Origin of the sequence: Streptomyces sp. NPDC127117 (assembly GCF_042677325.1) — a bacterium.
Lineage (GTDB): Bacteria > Actinomycetota > Actinomycetes > Streptomycetales > Streptomycetaceae > Streptomyces.
On record NZ_JBHXTM010000029.1, the window covers coordinates 17,499 to 29,466 of the forward strand.

Sequence of the window (11,968 nt, forward strand, 5' to 3'; positions counted from 1 at the left end):
GGCACCCACCCCGAGGACGGTGCGACACGCCCGCGGTGTCCCGCCCAGGGGGCAGGGCGGACCGGCCGCGTACTGCATCGACAGTACGCAGGACTCCATGCAGCCGCACGACGACGATGACGTGCGCTTTCACGAAGGATCGAGGCATCCCTTCGAGAGACTGGAGCGCCTCCTCGTGGCTACTTTCCTTTACCGGCTGGGCCGCTTCTCCTTCCGGAGACGCCGGCTCGTCGCCCTGCTCTGGGTGGTGGTCCTGGCCGCCTGCGCGTTCGCCGCGGCCAAGGCTCCGGCCGCCCCCGAGGACGGGTTCTCCATGCCCGGGACGGAGTCGCAGAAGGCGTTCGACCTGCTGGACCAGCGCTTCCCGGGCAGCAACTCCAACAGCGCCGACGCCCGCATCGTCTTCGTCGCGCCGAAGGGCCAGAAGGTCACGGCGAGCGCGAACAGGGCGGCCATCGAGAAGATCGTCGCGGACGTGGCGGGCGGCGACCAGGTCAAGGGCGCACTCGACCCGTTCAAGATGGCCGGGGCGGTGAGCAAGGACGGCACGACCGCGTACTCCACCGTCTCGTACGACGTGCAGAGCATCGATCTCACGACCGCCACCACCGACGCGCTGGAGCACGCCGTCGAGAAGGGGCGGGACGCGGGACTGACCGTGGAGCTCGGCGGATCGGCCCTGGTGCCGGAGAGCGAACTCGGCGGCACCACCGAACTCGTCGGCGTCGCCGCCGCCGCGGTCGTGCTGCTCATCACCTTCGGTTCGCTCGCCGCGGCGGGCCTCCCGCTGCTCACCGCGATCGTCGGCATCGGCGTGGGCGTGGCCTCGATCGTCGCCGTCGGGATGTCCACGACGACCACCACGCTCGCCCTGATGCTGGGACTCGCGGTCGGCATCGACTACGCCCTGTTCATCGTCTCGCGCTACCGGACCGAACGCACGGAGGGCCACGCCGCCGAGGAGGCCGTGGCACGGGCCGTGGGAACGGCGGGCTCCGCAGTCGTCTTCGCGGGCCTCACCGTGGTCATCGCCCTGGCGGGCCTGTCCGTGGTCGGCATCCCCGTCCTGACCAAGATGGGCCTCGCCGCGGCGAGCACCGTCGTGATCGCCGTCCTGGTCGCGATCACCCTGCTGCCCGCGCTGCTCGGCTTCTTCCGGAAGGCCGTCCTGCCGCGCGCCCAGCGCAAGGGGCGCGGCGGGCAGCGCGCCAAGGACGGGCGGCCCAATCTGGGCACCCGCTGGGCAGTCTTCGTGATCCGGCGGCCGCTCGCGGTCCTGGTGCTCAGCGTTCTCGGCCTCGGCCTGATCTCCGTACCGGCGCTCGATCTCCAGCTCGGCATGCCGGGCGACGAGTCGAAGTCCACCTCGACCACCCAGCGCCGCGCCTACGACGCCCTGGCCGACGGCTTCGGCCCCGGTTTCAACGGACCGCTGACCGTCGTCGTCGACGCCGAGGGCTCGGACGACCCGAAGGCCGCCGCGGCACGGGCCGCGAAGCAGCTCACGGCCACCGACGGCATCGTCGCCACGACGCCCCCCGCCTTCAACGAGGCCGGTGACACCGCGGTGCTCACCGCCGTACCCTCCACCGGGCCGAGCTCCGCGGACACCACGGACCTCGTCCACACCATCCGCGACGAGGCCCGCGGCCTGAAGTCCGATACCGGTGCGACGATGCTCGTCACCGGCGCGACCGCGGTGAACATCGACGTGTCGCAGAAGGTCAACGACGCGCTGCTGCCCTATCTCGCGCTCGTCGTCGGCCTGGCGTTCCTGCTCCTGATGATCGTCTTCCGCTCTCTGCTGGTCCCGCTCAAGGCGGCGCTCGGCTTCCTGCTGTCGGTGGCGGCGGCCTTCGGCACGATCGTCGCGGTCTTCCAGTGGGGCTGGCTCGCCGACGCCCTCGGCGTCGAGCAGACCGGGCCGGTGATGAGCATGATGCCGATCTTCCTGATCGGTGTGGTCTTCGGTCTGGCCATGGACTACGAGGTCTTCCTGGTGACCCGGATGCGGGAGGCGTACGTCCACGGGGAAAGGCCCGGCCAGGCGATCGTCACCGGGTTCCGGCACAGTGCGCGGGTCGTCGGCGCCGCGGCCGTCATCATGATCGCGGTGTTCGCCGGGTTCATCGGGATGAACGATTCGATGATCAAGATGATGGGCGTCGGCCTCGCCTCGGCGGTCTTCTTCGATGCCTTCGTCGTCCGGATGACGGTCGTCCCGGCCGTGCTCGCCCTCCTGGGCCACCGGGCGTGGTGGCTGCCGAAGTGGCTGGCGAAGGTCGTGCCCCAGGTGGACGTCGAGGGCGAGAAGCTGAACCACGGCGGGCCGGCGGAGCTGCGGCCCGAGGCGGAGCCGGAGACGGAGACGGAGACCGTACGCGTATGACCGGTCCGGGCCCCGTACCCGTGGGAGGCGTGACGGGTACGGGGCGGCGCGGGCGGGCCGGGCAGGCCAGGTGGGTCGCGCAGACCCGGCGGGCCAGGTGGCGCGGGCGGGCCGGGCAGGCCAGGTGGGTCGCGCAGACCCGGCGGGCCAGGTGGCGCGGGCGGGCCGGGCAGGCCAGGTGGGTCGCGCAGACCCGGCGGGCCGGGTGGCGCGGGCGGGTCGCGCAGGCCAGGTGGGTCGCGCAGGCCCGGCGGGCCGGGTGGCGCGGGCGGGCCGGGCAGGCCAGGTGGGTCGGGCAGACCCGGCGGGCCGGGTGGGTCGGCGACCATGGTCGGACGGACCCGAGGAGAAGAGAGCGCATGTTCACCGACTGGCTGCAGTGGGCCCGGCGCCACCCCCGGACCGTCGATGTGACGGTGGCGGTGCTGCTGTGGGCCTTCGCGGTCTTCTCCAGCACCCTCACCGACGCCCGGATCGTCCGCGCCCCCACGCTCGCCTTCTCGCTGGCGGCCGCGGTGCCCCCCGCCGTCCTGCTCCTCGGCCACCGCAGATATCCGCGCACGATGGTGGTGGTGACCACGGTGCTCGGCTGCGCCCTGGGCCTCATGGGCAGCAGCATCGGCTTCGACCCCAGCCCGAGCGTCGTGGGCGCCGCCCTGGTCGCCCTCTACCTCCTGGCCCTGCGCACCGACCACCGCACGACCACGGTCTACACGGCCGGGGCGGCCGTCGCCCTCCTGATCGCCTCCGCCGCCTGGGGCAAGGTGGCGCTGCTCCGGCCCGACCAGGTCGGCCTCGTCTCCTGCGCACTGCTGGCGGGGGCGGTCGGCGAGTCGGTACGGAGCAGGCGCGACCATCTGACCGCCGTGGAGGCACGGGCCGAACTGGCCGAACGCACCCGCGAGGAGGAGGCGCGGCAGCGGGTGGGCGAGGAGCGGACCCGGATCGCCCGCGAGCTCCACGACATCGTCGCGCACCACATCGCCCTCGCCCACGCCCAGGCGGCCACCGCCGCGTACCTGCTGCGCAGCAAGCCCGACCAGGCGCAGAAGATGCTCGACGAACTCGCCGGCACCACCTCCTCCGCACTGCGCGAGCTGAAGGCGACCGTGGGGCTGCTGCGCCGCGAGGGCGACCCGGAGACACCGTTGGAACCCACTCCCGGGCTGGCCCGGCTCCCGGAGCTGATCGCCTCCTTCGAGCACACCGGGCTCGTCGTCTCGGTGACCGTGGAGGGCGAGGCCCGGCCGCTGCCGCCGGGCGCGGACCTGACCGCGTACCGGATCGTGCAGGAGGCGCTGACCAACGTCACCAAGCACTCGGGCGGCGCGACGGCGTCGGTCCGCCTCGGCTACTCGCGCCGGCTGCTCACGCTCACCGTCTCCGACGACGGGCACGCGCCGCCGGCGGCGGGCAAGCCGGGCTACGGCCTCATCGGCATGCGCGAGCGGGCCCTGTCGGCCGGCGGCCGGCTGGCGGCCGGGCACCGGGCGGACGGAGGCTTCGAGGTGACCACGGAACTTCCCCTGGAGTCGGCGGAACCCGAACCCCACCAGGACGACGACGAGGAGAGGACGGCGCGGTGACCATCCGGGTACTGCTGGCCGATGACCAGGCGCTGCTGGCCGGGACCTTCCGGCTGCTGATCGAGTCGAACGACGACATGGAGGTCGTCGGGGTCGCGGCGGACGGCCGGGAGGCGGTGGAGAAGGCCCGCGCCACCGCCCCGGACGTGGTCGTGATGGACATCCGCATGCCGGGCATGGACGGGCTGGCGGCCACCCAGGAGATCTGCCGCGACGAGACGCTTCGGCAGACCCGCATCCTCATCCTCACCACGTTCGAGATCGACGAGTACGTGGCCGGCGCGCTGCGCGCGGGTGCCAGCGGCTTCCTCGGCAAGGACGTGGGCCCCGAGGAGCTGCTGGACGCGATCCGGACGGTGGCCTCGGGCGACACGCTCCTGTCCCCGACCGCCACCCGTGCCCTCATCACCCGCTACCTGGCCCGCCCGGAGGGCGGTGTCGCCGCGCCGGAGTCCCTGGATGTGCTGACCGCCCGCGAGCGCGAGGTCATGGCGCAGGCCGCCGAGGGCCTGTCGAACGACGAGATCGCCGCGCGGATGCATGTCAGCCCGCTGACCGTGCGCACCCACGTGGGGCGTGCGATGACGAAGCTGGGCGCCCGGCACCGGGCCCAGCTGGTCGCCATGGCCTATCAGTCGGGCCTGGTGCGGGTGGACCCGCCGCAGGGCCGGGGCGCGGCCGGGTAGCCCGGGGGCCGCGTGCTCGGCGCGCGGGGAGGCGGTGGGCTGGCTAGCGTGAAAAGCCGGACCACCCCCCACCGAGCGCGAAGGAGTCAGGTCATGGCTGTACAACCGGAGGGCACACCGTGCTGGGCCGACGCGATGTTCGCCGACCTGGAGGGCGCCAAGAGCTTCTACGGTGATGTGCTGGGCTGGACGTTCGGCGACTCCTCGTCCGAGTTCGGCAACTACACGCAGGCGTACGCCGACGGCAAGGCGGTCGCCGCGGTGGTGCCCCCGATGCCCGGCCAGGAGGGCCCGTCGGCCTGGTGTCTGTACCTGGCCTCACCGGACGCCGCGGCCACCGCCGCGAAGATCCGGGACAACGGCGGCGAGACGCTGATGGACCCCATGCAGGTCGGCGAGTTCGGCACGATGCTGCTGGCCCGCGACCCCAGCGGCGTCGCCTTCGGCGTGTGGCAGGCCGGCACCCACGAGGGCTTCGAGGCGCAGGCGGTGCCCGGTGCGTTCTGCTGGGCCGAGGTCTTCACCCGGGAGCCCGAGAAGTCCGACGCGTTCTTCCCCGCCGTCTTCCCGTACTCGATGGTGGAGATGGAGGACGAGCACGTCGACTTCCGGATGTTCAACCTCGGCGACAAGACCGTCATGGGGCGGATGAAGATGGGCGACGAGTTCCCGCCCGAGGTTCCGCCGTACCTGAACGTGTACTTCACCGTCGCGGACTGCGACGCGGCGGTGGCGAAGGCCACCGAGCGCGGCGGCGTGCTGCGGTTCGGCCCGATGACCATGCCGTTCGGCCGGTTCGCCGCGCTGACCGACCCGCAGGGCGCGGCGTTCTCCGTCATCGACGTCAACACGACCGAGGGCGAGGTGCCCAGGACGAAGCCGGTGTCCTGAACCGTCAAGAGGGTGTCTGCCGCTCAAGCAGGTCAGGCAGGTCGGCGAAGGAGTCGATCACGTGGTCCGGTGTGCCCTCGGCAGCCCGGTGCGTCTCGGGGAGGTACTTGCCGGTTCTGACGAGAACGCCGGTGAGCCCCGCGGCCTGGGCCGCCAGCACGTCGGACTCGATGTCGTCGCCCACCATCAGGGCCTCGGACGCGGTGACGCCGAGGTGGGCCAGGGCCGCCGCGAAGAACGATCCGGCAGGTTTTCCGGTGATCTCCGCCTCGACCCGGGCCGCCCGCTCCAGCCCCAGGAGGAAGGCCCCGGTGTCGAGGTCCAGCCCGGTGGCCGTGCGCCAGAACAGGTTCCGGTGCATGGCTACGAGCCGGGCACCGCGCTGAAGATGGCGGAAGGCGCGGTTCAGCTCCGCGTAGCCGAAGGCGTCCCCGGCCCCGCCGATGACGACGACGTCCGGCGCCGCGCCGTGGCCGGACTCCTCGTCCTCGCCCTCCTCCTCGTCGACCAGGGTCACGCCCGTCAGATCGTCCCGGATGTCCCCGGAGTTGATCAGCAGGCAGCGGGCGCCGGGGTGGTGCTCGCGCAGGTGGGCCGCGGTGACGGCCGGGGCGGTGAGGATGTCCTCGGCCGTGACGGGAAAACCCTGGCCCGCCAGTTCCGCGGCGATCGAGGCGCGGGTGCGGGAGGTGGTGTTGGTGACCAGGGCCAGCGGGACACCCGCCTCGCGCAGCCGCCGCATCGCCGCGACGGTTCCGGGCAGCGGTTTCCACGCCACGGTGAGCACCCCGTCGATATCGATCAGAACCGCTCCGGTTCGTCCCATACAACCGACCTTGCCCGAGTTGCGGGGCCGCCGCACATGGGGTTGTTTCGAAGTAGGGAAGCCGGTGGGGCACGTACGCATGCGGCCCCGCTCCCCTGGTTGGGGGTGAACCACCGTGCTGTTCGCCGACCGCGAGGACGCGGGCCAGCAGCTGGCCGAGGCACTCCACCACCTGGAGCGGGAGAACCCGGTCGTGCTGGGACTGCCCAGGGGCGGAGTCCCGGTGGCCTTCCAGGTGGCGCAGACGCTCGGTGCCGAACTCGATGTGATCGTCGTCCGCAAGCTCGGCGTGCCGCACCACGAGGAGGTGGCGTTCGGCGCCATCGGCGAGGGCGGGGTCCGGGTCCTCAACGAGGACGTCGTCTCCCGGCTGCGGGCCGGGAAACAGGATCTCGCGGCGGTCGAACGGGTCGAGGAGGCGGAGCTCGGACGGCGGGCGCAGGTGTACCGGGCCGGGCGGGCGCGGACCCCGCTCGCCGGCCGGACGGTCATCGTCGTGGACGACGGCATCGCGACCGGCGCCACCGCCGAGGCGGCCTGCCTGGTGGTACGGGCACAGCAGCCGGCGCGGGTGGTGGCGGCCGTGCCGGTGGCGCCGCCGGACGCGGTCGTGCGGCTGCGCCGGAGCGCGGACGAGGTGGTGTGCCTGTCGGTGCCGCGCCTGTTCTACGCGGTCGGCGAGTGGTACCGGGACTTCACGCAGACGTCCGACGAGGAGGTCGTCACCCTGCTGGCAGAGGCCAGGAACAGCGGACATGTGACACCGGGCTGCGACTGAGCGGGGCGCCCGCCCGGCCGCGGCCCGGTGTCTCGATCAGTTCGCGCAGAACGTGTCGTGCTCCGGCCGCTTCCCCGTCGTCAGGAACTCGGTGACCGCGCGGTCGCCGCAGGCGTTCCCGTTGCCCAGGTACATGCCGTGCCCGCCCTGGTCGACGGCGACCATACGGGCCCGGTCCCCGAAGGCCGCCCGCATCTTCAGCGCGCCGGAGTACGGGGTCGCCGGGTCGCGCAGGCCCTGGATCATCAGGACGTTGGACGGTCCCTGGTCCGTGATCCGGGTCGGCTGCTCGGCGGGCTCGTCCTTCCAGAAGGAGCACGGGGTGATGTTCACCGGCAGCCCGGCGGTCAGCGGGTGCTCCACGCGGTCGGCGGCGACGGCGCGCCGGAACGAGGAGACCGTGCCCTGCCAGCGCACGTCGTTGCAGACCACGCCCATCGAGACCGCCGCGTCCGCGTCCGGCACCGGCCCCCTCAGCACGCCGGGCAGGACCGGCTTCACCGAGGTGTCCAGGGCCGCCCGGACGAGCCCCGCGAACTCGGCGAAGGCATCGTCGTCGTACAGGGCCGTCTGGAGCGCCAGGCGCAGCCGGTTACCGGTCAGCGGGACGCCCGCCGTGGTGGACTCCCTCGGCTCCCGGTCCAGCCGCGCCGCCAGCTCCAGCACCAGCGGCCGCACGTCCCCGGCCCGCTGCGCGAGCCGCAGTCCCGCCTCCTCCCTGGCCGGGTCGGAGGCCCACCGCGCGAAGTCGGGGAACCGGTCCGCCACCCCCACCGCCATGTTCGCCAGCCAGCCCTGCCCGACGCGCGACGGATCGGGGTCACCGTTGCTGTCCAGCACCCAACGGTCCGTGTGCTGCGGGTACTTCTGCGCGTACACGGCCCCCACATAGGTGCCGTACGAGCTGCCCCAGGCCGACAGCTTCTCCTCGCCGAGCACCTGCCGGAAGCGGTCGATGTCCCGCGCCTCGTTGGCTGTGGTGAGGCTCCGCAACACCGCTCCGCCGTTGCGGGCGCAGTCCTCGGCGATACGGCGGGAGCGCGTCACGTTCTCGGTGATCGAGCCGTCGGCGGCCGGCCAGGACCGCAGGTTCACCAGCTCCCGGTCCTCCGGGTCGAGCCCGCAGCTCGCCTTCGTGCTGCCGCCGACCCCGCGCGGGTCGAGGCCCACGAGGTCGTACTGCCCGCCCGTCTCCTGCCGCAGCCGCTCCCCCTTCTCCGCCACCCGCTGCACCCCGGACGAACCGGGCCCGCCGGGAATCACGATCAGCGTTCCGCGCCGGGCGGCGGGCCGGTCGCTGCGGACCCGGGTCACCGCGAGCGAGAGCTGCGGACCGCCCGGGTCGCGGTAGTCCACCGGTACGGGCAACTCGGCGCACTCCTGGTCGGCGGGCCCGCCGGCCGTGGCACAGGGCCGCCAGTCGAGGGCGGGTGCGGGGTTGGCCGACGCGACGGCCTGCGGGGTCGCGGCCCCCGTGAGAACGGTGGCGACGGTGGTGACGGACAGGGCGACGAACGCGGCGGTTTTTCCGTAAGTCCTCATGCCACAAGGCTGGTTGAGTCCGAGCCCTCAACCCATCCGGGAGGCATGACGGTGTGCGGTGGGGTTAGCCCCCGGGGCTCTACCCGGGGTTCGCGGAAGTGGAGCGGGCCGCTCGCATTGGCAATGATCTTGGGCTGAGGTGGTGTGGACCTTGTGATTCCTTACTGATAGATGCAACCAGCACGTTTTCGCAGATCATCCTGTCTTCACAGTTGGCTCTTAGTTTTTGACGGAGAAGAAGGAAGTTCATGCGTACTCGTGCTCGTACCCGCATAGCAGCCGTCGGCGCGCTCGCCGCACTTTCCGCGCTCGCGCTCACCGGCTGCAACAACGGCGACGAGGCCGACGCCGCTGCCGGCTCGTCCGCCCCCTCGTCGGACTCGGCGTCGGGCTCGACCGCGGCGTCGTCCGGGAGTAACTCAAGCACGAGCGGCGGCGGCAGCTCGTCCAACGGCGGCGACAGCAGCTCGTCCAACGGCGGCGGCGCCACTGCGGCCTGCACCGTCCAGACGGTCTCGATCAAGTTCCTCATGAGCGGTCACCAGGCCACCGAGCAGCAGGCGGCCAACGGCACCCTCAAGCTCACCAACACCTCCGGTGCCACCTGTACGGTCGTCGGTCCCACGACCGTGACCGCGACCGACGACGAGAACAAGACCGACCCGATCTCCGCGGACAACTCCGAGGAGGGCTCGGACGCGGTCGACATCCCGGCGGGCGGCTCGGCGACAGCGGACATCGGCTACAACAACCTGAACACCGAGGGCACCGCCCGCGACACCTGCCCGATGGGCGCGTCCACCGTCAAGGTCGGGCTGCCGAAGCAGGCGGACACCACGGTGAACGTGCTGAAGGCGGACGGCTCGCCGGGCGGCTACTTCAGCGTCTGCGGCAACAGCTTCAAGGTCGGCGCCTTCACGGTCGGCTGAGAAGTCGCACCTCCATCGATCGCGAGGACGGTTCTGATGAATGGGATCCCTGACCGGGTGATCTCGGCCGGGTCGGCGCATGAAGGCAGAAGACCAACGGAAGACGCCGACTCGTCATCACGGACAGTCTCGGCCTGCTGCTGACGGCGCTGGTGACGGCCGGGAACATCACCGGCCGTCAGGTCTCCTGCGGCATGCTGCCCCTGCTGCACAGGCGAGCCTTACGGATCGCAGGCCCTGGGCGGAGCGGTTCAGCCGGCGCCGAGCTCTCCGGCCTTCACGCCCGCCACGAAGGAGGCGAACGAGGCGGCGGGAACGCTCAGCACCGGGCCGCCGGGGTTCTTGGAGTCGCGGACGGGGACCACGCCGCGCGAGGCTACGAGGTTGGCGGCGACCTCGATGCAGTTGCCGCCGTTGTCGCTGTACGAAGACTTGAACCAGCGGGAGGATTCAGTCGTGGTCGTCACGAAGTGCCCTTTCGTACCTCATTGATCATGGCCACCGATGCCGCCTGGGACAGCGCTTCGGCCTGTAGTTGATGGTAGGCCGTCAACAGCGGGAGTACGGAGGTCGTATCGCGCTCCAGATGCCCTCGCATCTGTGATTCCGCGTACGCGATCACGGACATGTCCGACAGCGTCAGCAGGTTCATCGGGAGGTTGAATGTGCGACGCTCCCCCATTTCGTACGGAGCGATCTGGAGCACAGTGTTCGGCAGCGCGGCGAACTCCAGCAGCCGGTCGAGCTGGGCGACCATGACCTCGCCCCCGCCGACCCACCTGCGGATGCAGCTCTCGTCCATCACCACCATCATCATGGGAGGGCGGGGCCGCACCAACGCTGCTTGGCGCTCCGCCAGGAACGAGACCCGCTCAGCCGCTTGCTCCGGAACGATCGCCCCTCGTCGCAACGCGCTGTCCGCCAACACCCGTGCGTACTCGGGTGTCTGCAACAGCCCGGGGATGATGCCGATCTCGTACAGCCGGATCTCCACCGCGCGGCCCTCGTGCCCCACGTACTGCGGGAAGCCCTCCAGCAGCGAGCCGTGCCGGATCTCGCGGTACTGGCGTTCGAACGTGTCTGCTGTTTCCCCGGTGCCGAAAATCTGGTCCGCACTGCGCGAGAACCGAAGAGTCGGCATCTTGCGACCAGTTTCGACGGCGGAGATGTGCGTGCCGGAGTAGCCCATCCGTTCGGCTAACTCCTCCTGTTTCCATCCGCGTTCCTCTCGCAAGCTGCGGATGCGCGCGCCGAATGCGGCCTCCGGGCTGCTCTCGGGGTCCAACTCCTTGCGGTTCAACGGCTGTCACCTGACTTTTCGCTCGCACCCAGCAAGTTGAAGCGTTCCAAACTGTAGGCCAATCTGAGCCCGCTTAGTAGTGGAATGACTACGGAGAGGAGTGATCTGTGTCCACAGAGACCGGTTCCCCGGCCGGGCAGGGGCCCTGTCCCGGGTGTCAGGAACTCCGCCTGGCCGAGGCCCTCGCCAGTGAACAGCACGACCACAGCAGGGCGACGGACTGCCGGGTACTGCTCCGGCGCCACCGGGGCACGGCGGACTGCACGGAACGGCGATCGGCATGAGCGGGCAAGCACCCGAGCCCGCACCGGAGTTGCCCGAGTTCAACCCGCTGCGCTGGCCCCCCTGCGAGTGCGCGCGGTGCCGTTCCGGCGGGGGTGGCGGAGCTGCGGAATCCGCGTTGATACGGCAGCTCCGGGCCAGGGTCACCGAGGAGAACGGGCTGCGCAGCTCGCTCCGGCGGACGTGGTGAGGATCCCGGCCGCCGCTCTCGTCACACTTCCGCTCCGCCGTCCGTCAGTGCAGTGAGGGCGCGGCGAGAACGTCACCGCGGCCGCTGCGGACAGCGAAGGAGAGACATCATGCAGGCACGTATCGTGAACCCGGCCGAGATCATTCCCGAGGCCCTACCACCCGTGCTGGGCCTGGTCAAGGCCATCGGCAAGGCGGGGCTGCCGGAGACGACGCTCGAACTGGTCGGTCTGCGGGTGAGCCAGATCAACGGCTGCACCTTCTGCGTCGACGGGCACGTACGCAACGCCAGGAAGGCCGGGGAGAGCGACGAGCGGCTGTTCGCCGTGTCGGCCTGGCACGACGCGCCGTACTTCACCGACGCCGAGCGGGCCGCGCTGGCGCTCGCGGAGCACTCGACCCGGCTCAGCGACCGCTCCGACCCGGTGCCGGACGCCATCTGGGACGAGGCCGCCCGCCACTTCAGCGAGAAGGAGCTCGCCGGCCTGGTCCTCGCGATCGGTCTGACGAACCTGTTCAACCGCATCAACGTCACCACCAAGCAGCCCCCGGGCAGGACCTGGTAGGCCG

10 protein-coding genes and 1 pseudogene are annotated in these 11,968 nt (G+C 71.4%); 7 read left to right on the top strand and 4 right to left on the bottom strand.

What is annotated here, in order from left to right; genetic code table 11:
- The first annotated feature begins 175 nt into the window (after window positions 1-175).
- The 4 genes from ACFVH0_RS24485 to ACFVH0_RS24500 all read left to right on the top strand — a co-directional run bounded on the left by ACFVH0_RS24485 (window position 176) and on the right by ACFVH0_RS24500 (window position 5,552).
- Window positions 176-2,389, top strand: a complete 2,214-nt coding sequence (locus ACFVH0_RS24485) for an MMPL family transporter (protein ID WP_385823325.1) — start codon at window positions 176-178, stop codon at window positions 2,387-2,389.
- A gap of 359 nt (window positions 2,390-2,748) precedes the next feature.
- Entirely contained in the window at window positions 2,749-3,975 is a 1,227-nt protein-coding gene (locus tag ACFVH0_RS24490) for a sensor histidine kinase (RefSeq protein WP_385823327.1), read from the top strand.
- Window positions 3,972-4,661 carry a response regulator gene (locus ACFVH0_RS24495; RefSeq protein WP_385823330.1) on the top strand — a complete coding sequence of 230 codons (690 nt, stop codon included), beginning with the start codon at window positions 3,972-3,974 and terminating at the stop codon, window positions 4,659-4,661. Before ACFVH0_RS24490 ends, ACFVH0_RS24495 begins: the two co-directional genes overlap by 4 nt.
- A gap of 93 nt (window positions 4,662-4,754) precedes the next feature.
- Window positions 4,755-5,552, top strand: a complete 798-nt coding sequence (locus tag ACFVH0_RS24500) for a VOC family protein (RefSeq protein WP_385823332.1) — start codon at window positions 4,755-4,757, stop codon at window positions 5,550-5,552.
- A 4-nt stretch (window positions 5,553-5,556) separates the two neighbouring features.
- Here the strand turns inward: ACFVH0_RS24500 and ACFVH0_RS24505 are convergent, their stop codons facing one another.
- Entirely contained in the window at window positions 5,557-6,378 is an 822-nt protein-coding gene (locus tag ACFVH0_RS24505) for an HAD-IIA family hydrolase (RefSeq protein ID WP_385823334.1), read from the bottom strand.
- Between the two features lie 115 nt (window positions 6,379-6,493).
- Here ACFVH0_RS24505 and ACFVH0_RS24510 point away from each other — a divergent pair.
- Window positions 6,494-7,120: pseudogene (locus ACFVH0_RS24510) on the top strand (phosphoribosyltransferase); the annotation flags it as partial.
- Between the two features lie 72 nt (window positions 7,121-7,192).
- Here the strand turns inward: ACFVH0_RS24510 and ACFVH0_RS24515 are convergent.
- The gene (locus ACFVH0_RS24515) at window positions 7,193-8,698 is read right to left on the bottom strand and encodes an alpha/beta hydrolase (protein ID WP_385823336.1); all 1,506 of its coding nucleotides are present in this window, start codon (window positions 8,696-8,698) and stop codon (window positions 7,193-7,195) included.
- A gap of 248 nt (window positions 8,699-8,946) precedes the next feature.
- On the opposite strand from ACFVH0_RS24515, the gene ACFVH0_RS24520 reads away from it, so the two are divergent.
- The gene (locus ACFVH0_RS24520) at window positions 8,947-9,627 is read left to right on the top strand and encodes a DUF4232 domain-containing protein (protein WP_385823338.1); all 681 of its coding nucleotides are present in this window, start codon (window positions 8,947-8,949) and stop codon (window positions 9,625-9,627) included.
- 251 nt (window positions 9,628-9,878) lie between these two features.
- Here the strand turns inward: ACFVH0_RS24520 and ACFVH0_RS24525 are convergent, their stop codons facing one another.
- On the bottom strand, window positions 9,879-10,094 hold the full coding sequence (locus tag ACFVH0_RS24525) for a DUF397 domain-containing protein (RefSeq protein WP_385823340.1): 216 nt from the start codon (window positions 10,092-10,094) through the stop codon (window positions 9,879-9,881).
- Window positions 10,091-10,927 carry a helix-turn-helix domain-containing protein gene (locus ACFVH0_RS24530; RefSeq protein WP_385823342.1) on the bottom strand — a complete coding sequence of 279 codons (837 nt, stop codon included), beginning with the start codon at window positions 10,925-10,927 and terminating at the stop codon, window positions 10,091-10,093. The genes ACFVH0_RS24525 and ACFVH0_RS24530 overlap by 4 nt, the downstream gene beginning before the upstream one ends.
- A 581-nt stretch (window positions 10,928-11,508) precedes the next feature.
- Between ACFVH0_RS24530 and ACFVH0_RS24535 the strand changes: the two genes are divergently transcribed.
- Window positions 11,509-11,964, top strand: coding sequence for a carboxymuconolactone decarboxylase family protein (locus tag ACFVH0_RS24535; RefSeq protein ID WP_385823344.1), 456 nt, complete (start codon window positions 11,509-11,511; stop codon window positions 11,962-11,964).
- Window positions 11,965-11,968: the final 4 nt, after the last annotated feature.

What these genes read in the sequence shown, in the direction of transcription:
- ACFVH0_RS24490 (WP_385823327.1), top strand. Translation starts at nt 2,749, where the DNA reads ATGTTCACCGACTGGCTGCAGTGGGCCCGGCGCCACCCCCGGACCGTC.
- ACFVH0_RS24500 (WP_385823332.1), top strand. Translation starts at nt 4,755, where the DNA reads ATGGCTGTACAACCGGAGGGCACACCGTGCTGGGCCGACGCGATGTTC.
- ACFVH0_RS24520 (WP_385823338.1), top strand. Translation starts at nt 8,947, where the DNA reads ATGCGTACTCGTGCTCGTACCCGCATAGCAGCCGTCGGCGCGCTCGCC.
- ACFVH0_RS24515 (WP_385823336.1), bottom strand. Translation starts at nt 8,698, where the DNA reads ATGAGGACTTACGGAAAAACCGCCGCGTTCGTCGCCCTGTCCGTCACC.
- ACFVH0_RS24505 (WP_385823334.1), bottom strand. Translation starts at nt 6,378, where the DNA reads ATGGGACGAACCGGAGCGGTTCTGATCGATATCGACGGGGTGCTCACC.
- ACFVH0_RS24535 (WP_385823344.1), top strand. Translation starts at nt 11,509, where the DNA reads ATGCAGGCACGTATCGTGAACCCGGCCGAGATCATTCCCGAGGCCCTA.